This window comes from Agrobacterium rosae (assembly GCF_002915175.1).
In the GTDB taxonomy this organism is placed as follows: Bacteria; Pseudomonadota; Alphaproteobacteria; order Rhizobiales; family Rhizobiaceae; genus Agrobacterium; species Agrobacterium rosae.
The window spans coordinates 109,525-129,506 of sequence record NZ_NXEJ01000012.1; the positions used below are offsets into that span (position 1 = coordinate 109,525).

General features: G+C 53.5%; 19 protein-coding genes and 2 pseudogenes. 16 read left to right on the forward strand and 5 right to left on the reverse strand.

The window, feature by feature from the left end; translation table 11 throughout:
• Positions 1-46: 46 nt before the first annotated feature.
• The 4 genes from CPJ18_RS23235 to CPJ18_RS23250 are packed head-to-tail and all read left to right on the forward strand — an operon-like array spanning position 47 to position 2,301.
• Complete coding sequence (locus CPJ18_RS23235) at positions 47-286, forward strand: type II toxin-antitoxin system Phd/YefM family antitoxin (RefSeq protein ID WP_062451728.1); 240 nt, start codon at positions 47-49, stop codon at positions 284-286.
• Positions 286-702, forward strand: coding sequence for a type II toxin-antitoxin system VapC family toxin (locus tag CPJ18_RS23240; RefSeq protein WP_103588163.1), 417 nt, complete (start codon positions 286-288; stop codon positions 700-702). The genes CPJ18_RS23235 and CPJ18_RS23240 overlap by 1 nt, the downstream gene beginning before the upstream one ends.
• Positions 692-1,831, forward strand: coding sequence for a tyrosine-type recombinase/integrase (locus CPJ18_RS23245; RefSeq protein ID WP_103660177.1), 1,140 nt, complete (start codon positions 692-694; stop codon positions 1,829-1,831). The genes CPJ18_RS23240 and CPJ18_RS23245 overlap by 11 nt, the downstream gene beginning before the upstream one ends.
• Before the next feature lie 23 nt (positions 1,832-1,854).
• Complete coding sequence (locus CPJ18_RS23250; RefSeq protein WP_103660178.1) at positions 1,855-2,301, forward strand: hypothetical protein; 447 nt, start codon at positions 1,855-1,857, stop codon at positions 2,299-2,301.
• A gap of 724 nt (positions 2,302-3,025) precedes the next feature.
• Here the strand turns inward: CPJ18_RS23250 and CPJ18_RS23260 are convergent.
• On the reverse strand, positions 3,026-3,847 hold the full coding sequence (locus CPJ18_RS23260; RefSeq protein ID WP_103660180.1) for an LON peptidase substrate-binding domain-containing protein: 822 nt from the start codon (positions 3,845-3,847) through the stop codon (positions 3,026-3,028).
• A gap of 198 nt (positions 3,848-4,045) precedes the next feature.
• The gene (locus CPJ18_RS23265) at positions 4,046-4,999 is read right to left on the reverse strand and encodes a hypothetical protein (protein WP_245445472.1); all 954 of its coding nucleotides are present in this window, start codon (positions 4,997-4,999) and stop codon (positions 4,046-4,048) included.
• A gap of 198 nt (positions 5,000-5,197) precedes the next feature.
• On the opposite strand from CPJ18_RS23265, the gene tssI reads away from it, so the two are divergent.
• The 10 genes and pseudogenes from tssI to CPJ18_RS27300 form a co-directional block, all read left to right on the forward strand.
• On the forward strand, positions 5,198-7,306 hold the full coding sequence (tssI, locus tag CPJ18_RS23270; protein ID WP_103660181.1) for a type VI secretion system tip protein TssI/VgrG: 2,109 nt from the start codon (positions 5,198-5,200) through the stop codon (positions 7,304-7,306).
• A gap of 7 nt (positions 7,307-7,313) precedes the next feature.
• Complete coding sequence (locus tag CPJ18_RS23275) at positions 7,314-8,462, forward strand: hypothetical protein (protein WP_103660182.1); 1,149 nt, start codon at positions 7,314-7,316, stop codon at positions 8,460-8,462.
• Positions 8,463-8,567: 105 nt separating this feature from the next.
• Positions 8,568-9,650, forward strand: a complete 1,083-nt coding sequence (locus CPJ18_RS23280; protein WP_103660183.1) for a hypothetical protein — start codon at positions 8,568-8,570, stop codon at positions 9,648-9,650.
• Between the two features lie 77 nt (positions 9,651-9,727).
• The gene (locus tag CPJ18_RS23285; protein ID WP_103660184.1) at positions 9,728-9,976 is read left to right on the forward strand and encodes a hypothetical protein; all 249 of its coding nucleotides are present in this window, start codon (positions 9,728-9,730) and stop codon (positions 9,974-9,976) included.
• Positions 9,977-9,981: 5 nt separating this feature from the next.
• Complete coding sequence (locus tag CPJ18_RS23290; protein ID WP_103660185.1) at positions 9,982-11,007, forward strand: DUF2169 family type VI secretion system accessory protein; 1,026 nt, start codon at positions 9,982-9,984, stop codon at positions 11,005-11,007.
• Positions 11,004-12,071, forward strand: a complete 1,068-nt coding sequence (locus CPJ18_RS23295) for a hypothetical protein (RefSeq protein WP_103660186.1) — start codon at positions 11,004-11,006, stop codon at positions 12,069-12,071. The genes CPJ18_RS23290 and CPJ18_RS23295 overlap by 4 nt, the downstream gene beginning before the upstream one ends.
• Positions 12,068-13,189: a DUF4150 domain-containing protein gene (locus tag CPJ18_RS23300; RefSeq protein WP_103660187.1), complete on the forward strand. Its 1,122-nt coding sequence runs from the start codon at positions 12,068-12,070 to the stop codon at positions 13,187-13,189. Before CPJ18_RS23295 ends, CPJ18_RS23300 begins: the two co-directional genes overlap by 4 nt.
• A gap of 9 nt (positions 13,190-13,198) precedes the next feature.
• Complete coding sequence (locus CPJ18_RS23305) at positions 13,199-14,191, forward strand: type VI immunity family protein (RefSeq protein WP_103660188.1); 993 nt, start codon at positions 13,199-13,201, stop codon at positions 14,189-14,191.
• Positions 14,192-14,546: 355 nt separating this feature from the next.
• Positions 14,547-15,035: a hypothetical protein gene (locus CPJ18_RS23310; RefSeq protein ID WP_146258719.1), complete on the forward strand. Its 489-nt coding sequence runs from the start codon at positions 14,547-14,549 to the stop codon at positions 15,033-15,035.
• 508 nt (positions 15,036-15,543) lie between these two features.
• Positions 15,544-15,686 (forward strand): annotated as a pseudogene (locus CPJ18_RS27300) (integrase); the annotation flags it as partial.
• A gap of 18 nt (positions 15,687-15,704) precedes the next feature.
• On the opposite strand, the gene CPJ18_RS23320 reads toward CPJ18_RS27300, so the two are convergent.
• Complete coding sequence (locus CPJ18_RS23320) at positions 15,705-16,118, reverse strand: type II toxin-antitoxin system VapC family toxin (protein ID WP_103660190.1); 414 nt, start codon at positions 16,116-16,118, stop codon at positions 15,705-15,707.
• Positions 16,115-16,363, reverse strand: a complete 249-nt coding sequence (locus CPJ18_RS23325) for a type II toxin-antitoxin system VapB family antitoxin (RefSeq protein ID WP_103660191.1) — start codon at positions 16,361-16,363, stop codon at positions 16,115-16,117. The genes CPJ18_RS23320 and CPJ18_RS23325 overlap by 4 nt, the downstream gene beginning before the upstream one ends.
• A 53-nt stretch (positions 16,364-16,416) precedes the next feature.
• On the opposite strand from CPJ18_RS23325, the gene CPJ18_RS23330 reads away from it, so the two are divergent.
• Both CPJ18_RS23330 and CPJ18_RS23335 read left to right on the forward strand, forming a co-directional pair.
• Positions 16,417-16,704, forward strand: a complete 288-nt coding sequence (locus CPJ18_RS23330; RefSeq protein ID WP_103660192.1) for a hypothetical protein — start codon at positions 16,417-16,419, stop codon at positions 16,702-16,704.
• Positions 16,705-16,792: 88 nt separating this feature from the next.
• Entirely contained in the window at positions 16,793-17,860 is a 1,068-nt protein-coding gene (locus tag CPJ18_RS23335) for an alginate lyase family protein (RefSeq protein ID WP_167397970.1), read from the forward strand.
• A gap of 789 nt (positions 17,861-18,649) precedes the next feature.
• Here the strand turns inward: CPJ18_RS23335 and CPJ18_RS23340 are convergent.
• Positions 18,650-19,469 (reverse strand): annotated as a pseudogene (locus tag CPJ18_RS23340) (DUF1206 domain-containing protein).
• Positions 19,470-19,982: the final 513 nt, after the last annotated feature.

Below are 19,982 nucleotides of genomic sequence, written 5' to 3' on the forward strand. Positions count from 1 at the left end.
CGGTTAAGAACCGTATTTTGTGCGAAACGCGTTCATTGGAGAGACCATGAGCACCACCGTCAAAGTATCTGAAGCCAAGGCCCATCTGTCCGAACTGCTGGTGCGGGTCGAAGCGGGTGAGGATGTGATCATTTCGCGTGGAAACGACCCGATCGTTCGCATGTCGAGGATCCGTAAGGAAAGCGATCTGCAACTGCTGATGAACGAAGTTCGAGCTGCACGATCACGGGCGATGCCATCGACGCATGACGAGATCTTGTCCTGGCGCGACGAGGGCCGTCGTTGATGACTTTTATTATCGATGCATCCATGGCAGCCGCGTGGCTTCTGCCCGAAGAGTTTTCGACGGAAGCTGAAGATGTCATTGGCTCGATAGCAGCAACCTGCCCTATCCCATCCCTGTTTTGGTTCGAAATCAGAAACATTCTGGCAATGTCAGAGCGGCGCGGTCGGATCGGGGCGGGCGATGCCCTTGTCGGAATGGAGCGGGTCAGACGTCTGCCTTTGGAGGATGCCGGTATAGGCAGCGATGGATTGGTCCTTCTGCTCGCGAGCAAACACACGCTCAGTGCTTATGACGCTGCCTATCTTGCACTTGCCATGAACAGGAGCTTGCCTATTGCCACGCTGGACCGCAAGCTTGCTGCAGCTGCCAGAAAGCAAGATATCCGGATTTTGGGTCCATTCGCTCATGGCGACTAATGATAGGACGATTTCTGCGCGGGCGGAAGAACTTGATACCATAGCGGCCGTGTTGCCGATTGAGCGGCGTGATGAACTTGCGGAGCTTTTGACCGATCAAGATATCGAGACGCTTCGACATCTGGTCAATGAGGGCATGGGTGCCAACACGCTGCGGGCACTGACGTCTGACCTTGCCTATCTGCAGGCTTGGTCGCTAGCGGCAACCGGAGCCTCGCTCCCCTGGCCGGCACCCGAAGCGCTCTTGCTCAAATTCGTTGCCCATCATCTGTGGGATCCCGAAAAGCGTATTAGCGATCTGGATCACGGCATGCCACAAAATGTCGATCGTCTTCTGCGCGAGCAAGGGTTTCTGAAATCCATCGGTCCTCACGCACCCGATACGGTCCGCAGGCGGCTGGCAAGTTGGTCGACGCTGACGAAATGGCGCGGCCATCAAGGCGTCTTCTCCTCCCCTGCACTCAAACAAGCGATCCGACTGGCTGTCCGTGCCACCCCGCGTCCGCGAAAACGCAAAAGCGCCAAGGCTGTGACCGGTGACGTCCTGACAAAGCTCCTTGCGACCTGTAGCACCGATAGCCTGCGAGATGTCCGTGACCGGGCAATTTTGATGGTGGCGTTTGCCTCCGGCGGTCGTCGGCGCAGCGAAATCGCTGGGCTGCGCAAAGAGCAGTTGACCGTCGAGGCCCCGATTGCCGTCGACAACGCCCCTCCCCTCCCCTCGCTCTCCATTCACCTTGGCCACACAAAAACGTCCGGAAGTGAAAACGATGACGTTGTTTATCTAACGGGGCGGCCCGTCGATGCATTGAATGCATGGATGAGGGCCGCGCGCATCGATAGCGGAAGCATTTTCCGCAAGATCGATCGCTGGGGAAATTTGTCCAAGCATGCGCTGGAATCGGGCGCCATCAATGCGATCCTGAAACAGCGTGTGGTTATGGCCGGCCTGGAACCGGGGGAGTTTTCCGCTCACGGCCTGCGATCTGGATATCTGACAGAGGCCGCGAACCGTGGCATTCCCCTGCCCGAGGCTATGGAGCAGTCACGCCATCGCTCTGTTCAGCAAGCATCCAGCTACTACAACAATGCCACACGGCGCAGCGGTCGAGCGGCAAGAATGCTGTGACGGAAAGGCTCGGAACTTAGTCCATGACAATCCTGTTCAAAACGACGATCACTGAAGACAAGGCATTTGCAAAGATTAAGGAAGCGCTGAACACCGGTCGCGAATATGATGGCTATTTCAGTGTTGCGGACGATGATGGCGAGACGCCATTGTCGTGGGGACCCTCGATGAGCGCTGAAGAATTCCTCGCAAAAATCAGAGAAATGCTGGAAGTGACGTGGAAAGCAGCCCGGTTTTGGGTTGTCTATGACCGTCGAGAGGATCGTGGAGATCCTGACGCCATCGCAATGCGCAATGCAGCATTTCGTATCACTCGCGGATATAACGGCGTCATCGTCGCTTCGTTAAGTCTCTTGGGACGGAAAGACGCTTTGCAAGATCTCGAACTGATTTTCGTCTGTTTCAGAGAAGATTTCCAACGTCGAAACTTTAGAATTCGCTTTGAAAACAAGCCCATTACACCCCAGTGATGGCCAATCAATTTTGCGCCAACACCGGACATCGCGGCTGGCGCAAAAGTCAGGAAAACACGTGTCGTTTCAATTGGGCAGAGCGTCCGAAAACCCTACTCTGAATTCGAGAGAATAAGGGTCCACCCTAATTATGTGAAGTGAAATCGATGACAAAGACAGTCTTAGTAAATTATATTTTCGGCGAAACGCTCCACGAATGCGAGTTTACTTATGACGTACAAAATCTTACGTTAAGGGCTCGAATAGCCGGAGAGACATTTCTAGAAGAGGCTAAGACGGAGAACTTTTTTTGGAGCGCTTTTAATAAAATACGAAGTCGCGTCGACAGTGAGTACAAATTCGTATGTAATGGCGCTCGCATTCGAGCATACATGTCGCCTCTTGTCAGAGATGCTAACGCCGGACTTCTGCTATATGCTTGTGATCATATAGATAAGCCTGACAAAACAAAACTATACTTTCTGTTTGATGCTGCCCCTGAGCTTGACGTGGGATCGCTCACAGAACACCAAATCTGGTGGAAAGAAATTTTCTCGGAAACAACGTCAATCACTTGATCTTGTTAGGCCCAGTCGGCCCGAAGCTGCCGATGAGGCGGTTTCCAGAAGTTGCTTGCCAGTAGGCGACACCGTTCCACTTCAAATGTTTGGTCCGTTGACCAGTTTTCTGTGGCAGCGGGATGGAGCATTCAGCGCAACGGCTGGATGCTCCCTTTCAGTATTTATGCGACAGCTATCGGGCGACCAGTGCTCATCAACTCAATTAGTGTTTTGAGTCGAGTCACCACGTCCCTGGTTTCCAGGAGTTGCTGCTTCTGCTCGATACTGGTCGACAGTAACGGGGCGACTGTGTCAGCCAACAGGCTCGGATCGCCTATCGAAGGCAGGCCGAAACGGGCTTTGGATCCTGGCGGAAGCGCGGAAAAATCGAGATCGGCGTAAGTCTGATAGGCATCGAGAACCGCATTCGAAAGAGCGGCGGCCTCCTTCGACTGGCCGCCCTGTTCTTCAATCGGCGTAACCTCCCCCGCCAGGAACTCGCCATCTGTAAGGCGGACGATGCCTGTTCGCTGCAGCCCACAAACGGTGACCTTGAGAGCCCCGTCCGCCTGTGTCTGACGATCGACCACGTTTGCTACGACGCCCACCGGATGGAGGGCATCAAGAGTGGTGGGACGATTGTCGGCACCGTGCCTCTGGGCGACAATGACAACGCGCCGATCACCAGCGAGAGCGTGTTCCACGGCTTGCCGGGTTTTGTCCCGCGCCACGAAAATCCGCGAGATCATGTGTGGAAACAGGACCATGTCGCGCATAGGAACGATGGGAATGTTTATTTCGACTGGAAAAGGCGTGCTAGCTTGCGCCGAGGTTGTCGACGACTGGGTCGCTTGGATCCTTGCGGCCAATACGTTCCAGTCTCGAAAACCAAGTATTCGAGCAACGAGCTCCTGGCTCTCACTGTTGGTAAAGTTGACAGATTTAGCGTGAAGCGCTTCACGTAGCGTTTTCGCCATAGCTTTGGCATCGCGGAAATCGCGCATGAGATGATCCTTTGCATAAACGAACGGAGATTGTCAGGGGCTTGCGTTGCTGACCCGTTCGTTCGGGCAAAGGGAGCCATAAGTGGCTCGATACATTCACCGTACCCCGACGGGGCGCAAGCAGCAGGCTGTATCTACCGAGCACCAATTGTGCGCAGAAGCCTTTTACTTGTCAATCTCAAGCTGCAAACATTGCTATCAGTTAGACGGCAGTTTTTTTGTTGCTTCGACCATCACGAGCACGTTGAAACCCTCTCTGACATGAAACGTGTCTCCAGCTAGCAACGCATTGCCGTGCGCGTCCATGAACCACTTCGCGGTGTCGTGATCGTAGAACTCCGCAATGGCAGCTTCGACCTTTGCTTTCGCTTCGGTCAAAACGTCCAGCTTTTCCAGTCTTCGTGTGTTGATCTGCACAAGCTTGCGTTTGGCAGGCTTGCCTGCATCGGACACGAACACCGAGAGCCTGCTACCGTGATAATATTTAACCCGGACCCGTAACCGTTTCGGACGGGCTTTATCGAAGTCATCGTTGATCGACTGGATACGGGCTTCGATCTCCTCAGCCGTGAGATGGGTTTCCGGCATGACGTCGCTGACGGGAATGAGATCGTCGGCAAAATACTCGTGCGCCACCTCCGCTGCGTGGTGGGCATAGGCCAGATGCGTCACGGGCAGATCGGCCAACCATTTGCGGCGTTGGGCAATGGCCATGGATTTGGCTGCAAGTTCACCGAACTTCGACACGGTAAAGTTCTCGCGCTTCTGACCGTCATTTGTCATCAGTGTCGCCTGCCACGCGTCGCCCTCGCGGGTCTCGATCCGGCGCACGCCAGAAATGCCGCTCTGGTTGTTCTTGCGCAGGAGAACGGCCTGTTCGTGATTGGTGGCGGGAGGTATGGCTTCGATGATCGCATCGCGATAGGCACGTGCGGCTTTGTAGGCAGCGTCATTCGACCCATAGATGCTGTCCTTGAAGAGCCGCACAATCTTGTGACCGCGCCGTCTTAGGTTCACCCACCAACCCGCGCCGCGACGTTCGTTTGCCTGGTCGCGCGAGAGTCCATAACCTTCGGCATCGTGCTTTGTCCCGGGGCTATGAGCCTTCATGCGTTTTTTGGGCAATGTGCTGTCCATATCAACAAGCGCCATGAGTGCATCCCATCCAAACCGTTTCACTTAAAATTAGATTGTAGATTACGGCGGGTTTGGGACGGCGGAACAATTTTATGTCGAACAGGTTGTACAAAAGGCGAAAGCTCCTTGCTTTTGCCACAATGATTGATTGCATTACCTGCAGATTTTGACAGCTGATTGATATTTTATCCAATCCGATCACCGGGGTTCCCCATGACCGACCAGCCATCGTCCGCCGATTTCATCCAGGCCAGCCGTGTTTTGAAGGTCAAGTCGCCGCTCGGCGAAGACCAGTTGCTGCCTGAGCGCATGGCGATCAATGAAGGCGTTTCCCAGCTTTTCGAGATACAGCTGAATGTCCGCGCCAAGAAGGAATCGGTGAAGCCGGAGGAACTCATTGGGCGTCTGATCGATGTTTCGGTGGAGGTGCAACAGGGCGAAGATGGTGGTGGCGTGCGCCGTCCCTTCAACGGACTGGTGACCGATCTGCATGAGGGGCCACCGATCACCCGTGGCCTGCGCTCCTACGCCGTGACCATCCGCCCACAGATGTGGCTACTATCGCGCCGTTCAGACTGCCGCATCTGGCAAAACAAGACCTCTATCGATATCGTCGAAACGCTGTTTTCCGAGCACGGCATTCCAGCACCGGATACGTCAGGCGTTATTAAACCACCGCCTGCACAAGAATACAGCGTACAATTCAATGAACTGGACCTTGATTACCTCTTGCGTCGGTTTCAGGAAGACGGTCTTTTTTACTGGTTCAGCCATGAGGACGGATCTCACAAGCTGCATGTGGCCGATACCGCCAATGGATGGCTTGAACCGTCGTCTTCCGCACAAGGCGAAGGCAAGGTGAGATTGGCACAGGGATCGTCGGATCGCAACCACATCAATGACTGGGCTCGTCGTTTTTCCTATGTGCCGGGTCAGCGCGCCGGTGCCGACTGGAACTTTGAGACACCCTCCATGGTGCCGGGCACAATGACGCCATCTTTGGTTCAGATGCCGGATGCGACCAAACGGGAGCTTTACGAATACCCCTCTCGCATCAAGACCGTCGAGGAAGCAGAGCGAGCGCAAAAGCTCAGGGTGCAGGCAACCGAGGCCGATCATGACCGCGTCTTCGGCGCATCGACCTCGCGCATTCTGGAAGCTGGTCGCCGTTTCACACCTTATGAGGAAGCCCACCCTGAGCATGCATACGAAGAGCATGTGATTATCAGGGCCAGCCACACCATTGTGGATCGTTCCTACGAGACCAACAGCAACGAGCCTGAATACCGCAACCAGTTCGAGGCCATTCCCGCCCGCGTCCCCCTCACCCCGCACCGAACGACCAAGCGCCCAAAGATCGAGGGAACGCAGGTGGCCATCGTCGCGGGTCCCGAAGGCGAAGAAATCCATCCAGACCAATATGGCCGCATTAAGCTGTGGTTCCCATGGGACCGTAAGGCGAAGAAGGATGGCACCGATACGTGCTGGGTGCGGGTCGCGCAGAACTGGGCAGGCTCAACCTGGGGCGGCCAGATCATTCCGCGCATTGGCATGGAGGTGATGGTTGCATTTGTGGATGGCGATCCGGATCGGCCGCTGGTGACGGGGGTTGTGCCGAATGCACGACAGACTGTGCCTTATGATCTACCGGCGAATAAGACGCGAAGTACCTTTAGGACGAATACGCACAAAGGCGTAGGGTTCAACGAATTGCGTTTTGAGGATGCGGCAGACAACGAAGAGGTATTCCTACATGCTCAGAAAGATACAAACTTCGAAATATTGAACGATTACTCCAAACGTGTTGGCCACGATAAGTCTGAACTCGTGGCAAACGACAAGTCAACAGAGGTTCTTGGGGACCATGATGAAGTAATCGCTGGAAACATGTCTATTTCGGTTGGTGAGAATGCATTATCCACCCTGCTAAGAGATAAGACAAAACTCGTTTTTGATGCGGTTGGAACAGCACTCGAAAAACTTAAAATTCCTGATCCCTTTAATTTTGCAAAAGGGAATTTCCAACTCTTTGTAGAGAAAAATCATTCTCAAGTCGTGGGTATCGGATCGTCAGAGGTTGTGGGAGGAGCGAAATCTACAATTGTTGGCCATACTTACCAAACGACAGTAGGTAAATCTCATAGCGTCATAGTAAGGGGCCGTTCTGATACGGATATCGGACGCATCATGAATATTCGGGTGGGGGAACAGTTAACCATCAAAGTTGGCGAGAACTCGATGCTGACGATGTCCAGAGAAGGCCACATTGTCATCAAAGGGAAACACATAGCGTTTGAAGCTGATCAAATAACTCAAAACTGAGATCATAATGGCGGAAAAACCTAAAGAACTGGAGAGGTCACCTTGGATGGGGGTCCCGTTTTCAGCCTATGAGGACGAAAACGTCTTAGATATGCTGGAGACAGACCTATCGACGTACAGACGGCACCCCTTTTTTCCGGTCTCCCCGTGGATTTCTCCATCCCTTTCGCACAATGTACCAGAGTCAAACGCTCAGTCTTGTGGAAGGCTTTGCGAGCACATTCCTGATGTTGCGGACGCAGTCTCCTTTGCACGTGCATCGACTGTCAACAAACTTGTTCCACCAAAAGAACGCCAAAACGAAAAGCAAGAGGAAGAACAAGAGCAGGCATGGAAGTTCGGGGAATTCAGTCAAAAGTATGAGGACTTTGGAAAACGCAGGGGGATTCAGCGGGGTGTCCGGGAGTACTTGGCGTCCGGCTACACTAGACGTAATCCCAATGGCAAAACTGACCATGACACAGATTGGCGGGGAAAGTGGAAGGAACGCAATTTCCAGGTCGCAGAGTATACTTGGTGGAAGCTCGATAAAAGCGCCTACGAAGATAAATTCGGCGATCCAAAAACAGACTGGGCTTCAGGCGAGTACAAAATACACGCAAGAGAAGGCGACGCGAAAGCAGGCTTTTCTTTCACGAAGGGCGGCATTGATGCCAAAGCCACAGCAAAGGCAAGCTATGCGGCAGCTCAAGGTAAAGTAGAGGTACTAAAAGACCAACTGCTATCAGGATCTGCAGAAGGCGCCCTTCTAAAAGCTGAGGCGGAAGGGGAAGTAGCTTTTGTTAAAAATCCCGAGGAGATTACCTTAACCGGTAAGTTGGGGGCTAAGGCTAACGTAGTTGAGGGTACGATCAAAGGAGAGCTCTGCGTTACTCCGACACGTGTTGGTAATGCTGGGGTTTTCCTATGGAACAAGCTATCTGGCTCCCACCAGCCCTATATAGATGACAAATGGGACATCGGCGTGTGTTTAGGCGGCGAACTGCAGGGAGCTGTGGGTGCTCAAGCGGAGGGATCCGCCGAAGCGGGGGTTAAGAATGGTAAGGCTCGAGCTGAAGCGGGTGTAAAACTGGGCCTTGGCTTGGGCGGCGGTGTAAAAGGATCGGCTGGTTTGACTGGTCTTGATAAGGCAGCTGACCTTATCAAGGGATGGTAATACAAATGACAGGGAGAAAAAACGTTGCATTACCTATTCTCTGTGACGCGTTGGACGTGTTTTTCAGCGCTAGTTTTATTGACCACCGCAATTGGATTGAATGTGATGGCTGAAGATTATGCGAGCCGTTTGAAATTAGACAAAAACGCCGAGGCTTCAGAAGCATTCAGCGTTAAAGATTCGAAGAATTTGAATTTTCACGCTGTAAAAATTGATGGCGTCAGATGGTTTAATGAAGATAGAACATTGTCGGAGTGGGATGCCTATTCCGTGTTCGACAAAGTTGAGCTGAAATCTATTGGCTATGACCCCTCTAACCGGGACCATCTGGAAATTCAGATTATTAGCGCCGAAATCAAGCCCGAAAAAGTGGCGAGAGGCGTAGATTACGCACGCCTCTTCGCAACAGAGTCGGGAGCGTCGGTCTCTGCAATGAAGGAATATGGCAGAGACGCGGGTGACGTTTTCGCTATTGGGCCTGATAACGGATTCGAACGTCGCGAAAGGGTCGCTGTTTGGCGTCAAGACACGTCTTTGCTCATCATAAGAGCCAGCTATGCGCAAGATCAGGCTCAACGTGTCGAACCCGAAATCGCAAAATTTTTGGGGGCGCTAAAGCTTGACAACAAAGAAGCTGATAGCATTGACGACGCGATGCATTTGGAACAGCTGCCGTCCAGCGGTCGTGCTGCATACTCCGCTCGACTACCCGATGGATGGAAAAAGCTTTCTCAAAACGACGATCCAAATCCTTCCTACACTGGTGCGATCTTTACAAACTCTAATGATCCCGACGGAAACTCGGCTGTATCTTTATTCGTTTTTCCGACACCAAAGGCGGACCTCGCTCCCACTGATGAACAATTGCGTCAACTCGCTGCGAAAGTAGTAGAGATCGAATTGCAAAACCTTATGCCAGACGTCGGCTTTAAATTGGATGAGGATGTAAGCTTCGTTCCGGAGGAAAAAATCGGCGACGCGGACAAAGGCTTTATTGATATCGTCACTCTCCAGGGTAGCGGACAGAAGATACGTGCCAAGACCTTACTAAGTCTCAAGAAGGGCGTGGTTGTCGCAATAGCTTCGCTCACGGCGTTTCCTGCCACGCCAACGGACATTGCAACAATGATCCATACGGACTTCGTCACGCGCACCGTTAGAGACGGTTTGGTGGATCAACTGAAATAGAGAGTTGTGGTCGATGGAAGCGCCGACGTTTGCGATCAGCGTTCCATCTGGTGAGTTTTAGAGGGAGTTTCCACAATATGAATCAGATCTCTGATCGTAAAATGCTTTTGGAAGAGGTTCTTCCATTGCCGGACGACGCGTTTGGCAAACTTTTGAAACTCGCAGCGATGATCGAACTTGATGGTTCGGGTACGCTGACGATTCGCAACGGCGAAGCCCGTATTTCATTGGGTTCCGATGGAGTCGTGAGGGTTGAAGGCAAAAAAATTATCCAAATGGCTCGCCAGAATATCGCGCTGGACGCCGCCTATATCGATCTGAACTGACCAGCATGTGGGTTGTCAGCAACAACACGCCTTTCTCCGCGGACGGTTACTTCGTTCGAGACCGCGATGGAAAGGAATATTGGTGTGTCGCCGTGCGCGGGCGGTTTCGCGTGCGTGCCGATGGCATGACAGATCTTCTTGAACCACAGCCTGTCCGGCTATCGCCGGCCTATCGCGATGAATGTGCAAATGAACTCCTCGCGGATGCTGATTTTGCGCCGTTCAGGCCCGCCGCAGATATTCTACTCCATGGCTCAGCCGTTGTGCTGGACGAGAAGGCCCTGGACCGTATCGATGTAATGGTCGCTGTTGGTATAATGACTAAGCAGGCCGTCGTGACGGGAGAAGCGCGCATGATCAAAAAAAAACGTGGGTGGGAGACTGTCGAAAGAGAGAGGGCCTCACGTGTTGAACTGTCATGGACGCGGTCGCTCGGCGGAAAAGATCCCTTTTCTTATGACGATGGCGACGCGTGCGAAGCTAATCCCATTGGCCGCGGCTGGTCCCGGCATTTCGACCGCGCGCCGGAGGGAACAGAAGTGATTATGCCGCAGATCGCGGCTCCTACCGATGTCTTCGATCCAGACCGTCCGCTTTCGCAGCCGTTCGGCTTCGGCGCGATTCAGCCGGCCTGGGCAGCGCGGTGTATCCACGCCGGGACCTATGATGACGCGTGGATGAAACACCGGTCGCCGCTTTTGCCTGCCGATTTCTCGGAAAATTTTTACCAGACCGCTCCGATCGATCAAATCTATCCCGGCGAGTTGCGTGGTGGCGAACCGGTCCGTCTGGAAGGGCTTCATCCAGAAGGCAGTTATGCATTTCGCCTTCCGCAATGTATCCTTGAGGCGGATACGCGGATCGCTGGCAAAATGTTGACGCACAGGTTTAAGCTTATTCAGGTAGAAATCACTGGTGATGAGCGACTGGTAGATATGGTCTGGAACGCCCATGTGCCATGCGGTGGGCGCGATCAGGACGTCGAGGTGTCTTTCCTTCGACTGAGGCAAATGGCCGGGGTCATCGCATGAGAGCAGCGGTTTCGATCTTAGCAGCTGGTCTAACATGTCCCGCGGGCAAAGATTTTGAAGCGGCAACTGCCGCCTATTCGAGCGGCGAACGGTTCACCGAGAAGGACCGCAATCTGGTGATGGCGGACGGGCAACCACCGACCCTGGCGCCGGTCTATCCGTTGACGGAAGAGAGGGACTATGTCGAGCGGTTGCGCAAGTTACTCTCCTGCGCGCTTGCTGATTGCCTTGCCCAATTGGCGCAACGTGGGCAGGAAAGCGCGGATTATGCAATGCTTCTGCTGCTGCCCTATTGGATGGAAGGCGGAACCGTCGCGGAGGCCTTCGAGGCCAGGCTCCAGAAAACCCCACTTGCGTTGGTGAAGACCCTTTCCGTTTCCTTCGGCGGACAGGCAGAAAGCCTGCAGCTTGTTGGTAAGGATGGTCCGGAAATCGTAAGGAGAACAGGAAGAGTTGTCCTTGTTGCGGTTGTTGACAGCTATATTCACTCGGATATGCTCGACAGTCTGGCCTATCACGGGGAGCTGCTGACACGGGACAATCCTTACGGCATGGTCCCCGGTGAAGCGGCTGCTGTGCTCGCGCTAGGACCGGAAGACAAAATGCGGCTTGGCCGGATTGCGCGCCTTTCGATCATGGAAGAGCCTGAGAGCCCTGTTGATCCCGAACGCGGATTGCTGGGGCGCGCCCTCGCGAGCTGTTATGGAACCCTCCTCGAAGGCGGCTTTTCTCCGGACCGCTTTATTGTTGATTTGAATGGTGATCGTGTCCGCGCCGAGGAATTCGGATACGCGATCACAACCAATGCTGCGAAAATGGCCGACCTGTCTGACAGAGCGGAAATCCCGACGCTCCAGCTGGGTGACCTTGGATCCGCAAGCGGGCTTGTAATGACCGCGCTTGCGCTTGGGTCCGCGCCAAGATTGCCCGTAGAAAAGGCAGAGCTGGGCGGCAAGGAATTTCTCTACACCCTTCTGTCCGCCAGTTCCCGTAACGGGTTGAGAGCGGCGACAATCGTGGAAAGCGTCCAGCACGACATTGAAACCGGCAGGATAGACGCATGAAGGAAACAATCCGCATCAACGGGATTACACTCTGCCACAAAAACTCGAATGGCTATGTTCGCTCGACTCTGCCGGATGTATGCCTCACCCCGCCCAAGCCTGTGCCTGTGCCGTATACGAATACCGCATTCGCCCGCGACCTCGCCAACGGTACCACCACGGTGTTTTCGCACGGTGGGGCGATGAATGGCGTGCGCGGCTCCCGGTTCGCCAAATCGATAGGTGACGAACCGGGTTCGTCCGGAGGGGTCAAATCCGGCACGCATCTGCATGAGGCCACCTTCCTGTCCTGGTCTCCCAACGTGTTCATGCAAGGCCGCGCAGTGACGCGCCTTACCGACAAAATGCTCCTCAACAAGGGCAACACCGTATCGGTCGGTGGCTACAAGACCGACCTGCCCGAAGGCCATCCCGAACGTTATCTCTGCGAGGTGGGCTGCCGCTGTTATGCGCTGCATCGTCCGAGAAACAGCGTTACCGAGGGGCTTGAATGGATGGACGAGGTTCTGCCGCGCGACGACGAGGCGAGCCCCGGTCGCTACCAGCGCTGTGTCGACGCGACGATCCAGGCACAATATCCGAACACGGTTCTTGGCGGCAGCATGCCGGTCGGCGATCCGCGCACCAATTATGGCTATATTTCCGAGCTTGGATTCTGGGACCCGAACAATCCAAGCAACACATTCCCGGACAAACCACCCGGAAATGTTATCCTGCAAGGAGAGGAATACGACATTCCCAAGGTTCCCCGCAGGGCGCCCTGGGGCGGTACGCGATGGTTCAATGTGCGTGGCTCCCGCTGGCTCGATGTGGTGAAAGTCGAGAACGGCCAGATGACCCATATGTACGACATGAAGTTTCCGGGTGACAAGTTTCCAAATGATGCGGCGAAGGCCAGGGCATATGAAGATATCGCTGACCGGCACGGTGCTGAATATAGTGAGTTCGTGGTGCTGGACGAGTGTGACAACTGTGAGGAATCTGTACGGCAGCGCGAACAGGAACGGCAATGGGAAGCTGAGAGCCGGTGGCGCGAACTCCAGAAAGGTCTGGAGAATCCAATCTGGTTGCCCTTGCCCGGTCGTCGGTTCCCCGGCCGCCTGATACCGATCAAGTAGGATAATATCATGAATTTAAACGAACTCATCACCACGATGGCGATCCTTGAGGAGCGGGGTGAACTCGAAAAACTGGATGAAATCGGTTTGCCCCCTGGCAATACCGTCCAATGGCTGTTTGGGCTGACCTCCGGCTTCTATTTTGCGGATGGGGAAACGCGTCAAATACGCCAATCCATGCTCGGTTTGGCATTGCGTTATTACGATCTGGCAGAGGGTAACACCAATTTATTGTCATTCAATGAGCGGACACGTCGTATTTCAGCAGGAAAACAGATCGAGGAATATCTGTTGCAGGGCGGCTATTACGACGAGAAGGAGACGGCGAGTTTCTATGTAAGGCATATGCCAAAACAGGCGTTGCGTTCGACGGATCCGGTCCACGACTACTTCACTGCCCTCCTTCCCGGCGTCGGCTATCGCGGTGGCAATGGGCACCTTATGTGCCAGACGAGGCTATCGGCGCTGTCGCGCGATCGGGATGGCTTGGTCCGTTTTTTCGTTGACGCCTGCCGCGATCTGCGGGTTTTCTACGCCGTATCGGGTTTGTCGCTCTTTTTTTATTCCTACGCGTCGGGTGCAACGGCAAAAGCCTACCCTCTTTTTCGCAGGTTTCCCGGGCTGCTTTACGAGGATGGCGCGCGTTTTGGATTGGCGATACGAGACAGGACGGACACGATCCGCGATGTGAACTGGCTTACGGCCGTCAACGATGAGCTGCTCGCGCGGGTTGGCGGAATTGATAAGGCACGAACGGTACTTGGCGAGGAAGTCATCCTTCACCCTTACGAGGGCGGTGTCGTTTTCCAGGCTGGAGAGCAGCCTGTGCTCGGCGACTTGAACAAGGGGTGCGTGCCCGCGGCCTACCGCGCAATCAACGATTTTCTCAAGCCCCTGCGTTATGAAAACTGGGAGCGCGCCTATCTTAGAGCACCACATGACATCGATAAGATGGAGTACACCGAATGGTGGACACGCCGGTTTGATGGTGGTGAGCGCTAGGGTGGTTGGGGGCAGAACAAGATGGGGTGGTTGCCGCCTCCCCAGACGGCATCGCATCGTGCCAGAGTTGTGATGGTAGCAATCAGCGGTAGTAAACTGTTTCGTAAGCGCGAGTTTCTATACGCCTTCCTCTCTTAAATGCTGTTAGGCATGGCGGTTTCCACTTAACATAGGTGGACACCTTGATGGACAAAGACACTCTTAAATTCCCCTCTTCAAAACAAGATCGCCGACGCCGCTATGATCCCGCATGGAAGCAGCGGCTGGTCGAGGCGTGTTCAGAGCCGGGGTTTCGGTATCACGGCTGGTTCCTAGAATACCTGGCAGAATTAACCAATCAAAGTAAGGATAAGCTGTGTCACAACCTCGTTCTAGTACAATTGCGACACTAGACAAATTGGCCTCAGTAAATTGGTTCAGAAATGTTGGTGAACATGATCAAAAAATGGTTCATTACGTCCGGTCCTGGGATGAGGCGTCTAGAAGTTGCTCAGCATCTGACTGGGAAAATCTAACTTTGGAGGCAACCAATCAACTTCGTGAAAGGATAAAGGAAATTGATGTAAAGAGGCTCAATGAATGGAATGCAGTCGTCCGTATTGTGAAGCCATTTGCCGAGGCTCTGTCAGAAGAGAAAACGAGTGGAATATTTTCTGATAACGAAATTCATCAGGTGATTTTGGGTTGTGTCAAGTGGGATATACTTCACTTGTGCATGGAAGCTGAGTACAGCGATATTGTTGAACCAGCTTTTTTTTCCTCGCTTTCTTATTATTATTTCAATGGACATTTTCCCTGCGGATTTTCGGGGTCCTTTCCTGATGGTCAATTTATCGTCTATTGATGGGTTATCAACTGGTGGCTGTTAGGTGACCAGCTTTTGCAGTAAGTACGGATAGATTTTGTGCCTCAGCGCTTGTTTCGAGGTGTTCAGGCGGCGAGATCGCAGCAACGGCCATTTTCTTCATCACCATGCCGCCGTTCAGCCGGCCGGTTTCTAACCTTTATCCTCTCAAAAGCCAATGCAACATCCAACTTCCTGGACAAGTGTAGTTGAGATGCAGACAGGCCTAATTCACTCCGGCCTGCACTTCAAAATCAGATCAATGATCTGCTCAGAAGCCAAAGGTGGCCCCTCAACATTAAAGGGGCACAGATATACGGTAGATGGATCAGACCGAGAACGGCAGTGGCCGGAAGCCGGTATCGTCAAGCGCAGGCTTGTCCTCCCATATGTAATCGCCGGTGAGATTTACGTGCTCTGTGATTAGGCATACAGAAATGACCCCGTCAACGTGAAAAATAACAAGGCGTTATCGTGCGTATCGGCATAGGGACCCCCTGCCGATTCACAGTCGGGGTATCTGACCGAGGCCGCGAATCGCGGCATCCCGCTCCCGGAGGCGATGGAGCAATCGCGTCACCGATCCGTCCAGCAAGCATCAAGCTATTATAACAGCGCTACACGGAGAAGCGGCGAGCGGCCCGATTATTGCAGGACCGGATCTCACTGTCAGAATTGCCATGGCGAGATCAATTCGAGCCCTGTTGTCTCGAAATCTTTGAGGTTTCGGCTCGCCAACCGGCCACCATTGATCCGCGCTATCGCCGCGATCATGCCGTCCGGAGCTGACATCCCCCTCCCCTGCCGCGACGCGTCTCCCATGATATCCCCATACGCTAAAGCCGCCTCTTCGGTAAAGGCAAACATCTTTTCGGAGAACCGGCGACGCCAGCTCGCTAGCCCCTCTTCCAGGCGATCTGCGCGCTGATCCGGCCTTATCTTTTGAATACCAAACGCGATCTCAGCAACTGCAACCGTTGGCAATGCCAATTCGGCGTCGTGGCGAACCAGCCACGCTATGACTGCAGAATCTGGAGCTTTCTTCAACGTCTCCGAGATCACATTGGTGTCGAGAAATATCAAAGTTCGACGCCTTTGTGAGCGCGTCTGTTTTCATCGATGATATTCTCCAAATCGATATCCGTACCCGAGTGCGATGAAAGACGACTGTAGAATTTCGCAGCGGGTTCACGCCCTGCCTCACGAGCCTCATAAGTTTCGAGCGCGCGCTCAACGATATCGGCAATCGTGCGATTTTCTCGGCGGGCCAGCTTATGAGCAAGGTCGCGTGCTTTGGAACTGCGGACAGATAGTTGGGGGGTTACCATTTGATGCTCCTTCCTCTGGATCCAATTTAACCTGAATTAAGTTAGCCATCAAGATGGCAGATGCCATCTTGATGGCTAACTCAACTTTATTACTTCCATTGTTTTTGCCAGCAATGCACGTTCCTTCGGCGTCGATACCAACACAACCCCTCGCCCGAACACGGCGGCAGCAGAAGCTGCCTAGGCAATCCCTCACGTTCCTCAACCATACCATCAAAAGGCAACGCATTAATTGCCGCCTGAAAGCAGTCATCGAAGGTGCGTTTCTGATAGGGTGGCTGTGCGCAGCATTGGTCTATGGCAACGCCTTGATCCAGCAAGATCAGAAGTATTCTATCTGATCGACAGCCCCGGAGACAGCACATGCCCTCATCATCGACACAAAGGACTCCAATAACTGAGCGTCTTTCAGCTGAACCGGAGGCGCTAGTGAACAAATCCATCTCAGGCATCGTTGCGATGGCCCTCGCCATCCTTGCGCTGCCTTCGCTCGCATCCTCCGAGATCATCGCACCATTTCCGCAACGCACTCCCAGCGATGCTGCAATGTCATTGGATTGCACTACGCCACCAGAAGCGATTGTCAGTCTTGCCATCACCTCCAAATACGGCAGCGATGGACCACAGCGAGATACGATCGATGCAGAGGCCAATCGCACCTTCAAAAAGCAGATGAAGCCTATCAGAGCGTTTTCCCAGCAGCTCGTCAAAAGGGCGAACCGCTATACGCTGCGAGGTGGAATTGCCGATGCGCAATGCACGCTGTCATGGCTGGATGCATGGGCACAGGGCAAAGCGCTCTCTCAGATGGACAATCCCAATGCGGAGTTTGAGCGCGCCCAAACACTCGCCGGGCTGAGCATTGCGCTGTTGCAGGTCGCACCTGCCGTACGAAATGACGCGCGCTTCGCTACTGTCGTTCGCTGGATGACCGACTTGGCCACATCAACCAACGCGTTTTTTGATGCCACGCGCGATCGGCTCAAAGGGTCGCGGAATAACCATGCCTACTGGGTCGCCCTCGCTTCAGCAAGTGTGGCAGCTTTGGCTGATGACAAAGCCCTGCTTGACTGGTCTGTGCAAACGTACCATCGCGGTGTCTGCGGCGCGACCGCTCAAGGCGCGTTGCCGCTGGAACTTGAACGCGGAAAGAAAGCTCTCGAATACCACCTTTTTGCGCTGAACGCGCTGGTGCCTGTAGCCGCGTTTGCCGAGGCCAATGACATTCCGGCTTACGATATGTGCGACGGTGCCCTGCGCAAAATCGTCAATTTCACGCTGAAGTCGATCCACAACCCGGCGGCGATTGCCTTAGCGACTAACAAAGCGCAGGAGCCTTTTATAAAAGGGATGCCGCCAGCCCAGAATCTGGCTTTTTTGGAAATCTATCATCGTGCCTTCCCTGGGGCGGCTCCTATGGAGAGGGAACTCCTGCAGTTGCGCCCTCTCATCTCCACCCCCATGGGCGGAAATCAGACTTTATTATACCGGCACTAGCGATGTTTTTGCAGGTTCGAGCAAGTTAGGTCTGAAATAGTTTGGGCTCTCTTTCGGAGGGGCTAACATGACAGATTGGGATGCAGAGTTTCACCGGCTAGCTTCTCTCCCGCCGCCTAGAACCATGATGTACCAAAGTAAGGAATCAGCCGGTTGAATCAACAAGGGTCTATGTGAGGCGCAGCGGCATTGCCAACGAGCTTCACAGACGGGGAGTTGCTGAACAGTTGCTCGGACATCCAATTTTCGATCCCAGTTGGCAGGGCTTCGTGATCGAAACGCTGGGCGCTACATAGTCTAAAGGAACCGACGCCAACTTTTAACATATCGCGGTCGTCACCGAAGTCGACCTCCCACTTACAGCCCAGACAGAAAACCTCGATGGCTGAGATAAAGCGAAGTCTATCGCCAAAACTCGGACAAGGGTCTAACCTCGGTTGCGGGAGTCCCCAGGTCCAAAATCCTATCGCCTCCTTTATCGGCCGAGAGACTTCCCAACTGAGTGACCGCGATGTCCCTCGCAGCCGCCTCTTCCTTGACCGAGAGGGAGATACGAACTTAGGCAGGAACCACAAATCTCAGGTATGCAAGAAAGCCTATTTTCCTAGCCCCCGGCCAATCTGAAATAGAACTACGAATTGTCGCGAAGATCGACCCATGTTTTTAGCTGATCACGCCGCGAGGAAGCGTCCTTAGTCAACGTCGTAGACAATCAGGTGACACAACACAGAAACTGAACGGCGCAGGTTCAGCTAAAGCTCACCTCCTGAGCTGAGATTAGATCTGAACTTACTTGAACGGGCTACGGACCGCTAGCTCTACATTCGCCATCGATGGGCCACTAACCGTCCGATAACGCGCTACTACCAGATCATAAACGCCGAATGCAGCAAGACCGACCCCCATGACAACGAAACTAATCGCGCCACCCGGCAACTGGCGCATCCACTCTAGCGCGTCGGCCGTCCTGCCAGCATAATCCGGGTCTACTTGAAAGCCTGCATAGGCAAACAACACGCCAACGACAGCGAATACAGTTCCACGGGCTGTTAGACCCTAAAGACAGACGTAGGAGAGCCAAGATGAACTGTTGGGAATACTGATGTATTTCTCGAATTTGCAGCTCAGACCTTCTAATGAAGGTAACGATGCTACCGACAAACAAGGCGCCACCAATGGCGATGGCGAAATAGGAACTCAAGGGTTGAGAGATGATCCATGCCGCGAGGCCTTTCTCACCTGATCCCTCGCCTCTGCCAGCCGCGAAGATTGAATGCCCCAAAGCGTCGCTTCCAAGTCCTTATAAGTGACTGCGCTACCGAATAAGCCCCCGCTATAATCAATCCTTTTGTTACCCTGCCATGACCATCACTGTCTGCCAAAGCCTGTGCCAAACACCAGGTTACGAAGCAAATGGAACCAGCGCCGATCATCCAAACCCATATCCTTCGGAATGGTTGATCAAGCACTGAGGATATCGCGACTTACTCTCGGGTCATCGACCTCCGACGCTTGAGAACAATGCCAACGTCGCGACGAGAAAGAACACTACACCCCGGGCGGCATATCCAAACTCTGCGAGCATCTCGAAACGAAGTGCTTGTAGCAATGCTTCTCCCCGACACTACATCTGACGAGGAAACGCGAAAGGTGCATAGAAGTTGTCTGATGGTAACAACGTCGTCCTATAAGACGACTCTTCACAGATTGTGTTCACGACATCCTCAGCGACAGACGCTACCCGCTGTGCGCCGTTCGATCTGAGCTGCGATGTATACGAACATGGCTATTACCTAAACTGGATAACACCGACTTTCGTTTAAGAGCTTTTCGGGCGAGGTTGAAAAACTGTAGCATTGGAAGCAGCAGACAATAGATAATCTTCGTGGTCAGCTGACCACAGTGATAAGTATCTGTTTTAATGGGCTTTTTAGAACTGATCCCCAGTGAGAGCTTTTATCCAGGCTGGAGACAAAATTGCGCCCTACGTCATTCATTCAATGACCATGTGTGGCATCAACTCATTGCCGGGAGGCACAGGTCTTGGCCTTAGCAGCGCAGGTAACAAATACGCTTGGTCAAAGTTTCTGCGCGAAGGGAAGGGGGAGGGGGAGGGGGAGGG

Bases quoted from the DNA above. Each gene is read 5' to 3' on its own strand.
- CPJ18_RS23235 (WP_062451728.1), top strand. From the start codon at position 47: ATGAGCACCACCGTCAAAGTATCTGAAGCCAAGGCCCATCTGTCCGAA.
- CPJ18_RS23240 (WP_103588163.1), top strand. From the start codon at position 286: ATGACTTTTATTATCGATGCATCCATGGCAGCCGCGTGGCTTCTGCCC.
- CPJ18_RS23245 (WP_103660177.1), top strand. From the start codon at position 692: ATGGCGACTAATGATAGGACGATTTCTGCGCGGGCGGAAGAACTTGAT.
- CPJ18_RS23250 (WP_103660178.1), top strand. From the start codon at position 1,855: ATGACAATCCTGTTCAAAACGACGATCACTGAAGACAAGGCATTTGCA.
- CPJ18_RS23260 (WP_103660180.1), bottom strand. From the start codon at position 3,847: ATGCGCGATTTCCGCGATGCCAAAGCTATGGCGAAAACGCTACGTGAA.
- CPJ18_RS23265 (WP_245445472.1), bottom strand. From the start codon at position 4,999: ATGGCGCTTGTTGATATGGACAGCACATTGCCCAAAAAACGCATGAAG.
- tssI (WP_103660181.1), top strand. From the start codon at position 5,198: ATGACCGACCAGCCATCGTCCGCCGATTTCATCCAGGCCAGCCGTGTT.
- CPJ18_RS23275 (WP_103660182.1), top strand. From the start codon at position 7,314: ATGGCGGAAAAACCTAAAGAACTGGAGAGGTCACCTTGGATGGGGGTC.
- CPJ18_RS23280 (WP_103660183.1), top strand. From the start codon at position 8,568: ATGGCTGAAGATTATGCGAGCCGTTTGAAATTAGACAAAAACGCCGAG.
- CPJ18_RS23285 (WP_103660184.1), top strand. From the start codon at position 9,728: ATGAATCAGATCTCTGATCGTAAAATGCTTTTGGAAGAGGTTCTTCCA.
- CPJ18_RS23290 (WP_103660185.1), top strand. From the start codon at position 9,982: ATGTGGGTTGTCAGCAACAACACGCCTTTCTCCGCGGACGGTTACTTC.
- CPJ18_RS23295 (WP_103660186.1), top strand. From the start codon at position 11,004: ATGAGAGCAGCGGTTTCGATCTTAGCAGCTGGTCTAACATGTCCCGCG.
- CPJ18_RS23300 (WP_103660187.1), top strand. From the start codon at position 12,068: ATGAAGGAAACAATCCGCATCAACGGGATTACACTCTGCCACAAAAAC.
- CPJ18_RS23305 (WP_103660188.1), top strand. From the start codon at position 13,199: ATGAATTTAAACGAACTCATCACCACGATGGCGATCCTTGAGGAGCGG.
- CPJ18_RS23325 (WP_103660191.1), bottom strand. From the start codon at position 16,363: ATGGTAACCCCCCAACTATCTGTCCGCAGTTCCAAAGCACGCGACCTT.
- CPJ18_RS23330 (WP_103660192.1), top strand. From the start codon at position 16,417: ATGGCAGATGCCATCTTGATGGCTAACTCAACTTTATTACTTCCATTG.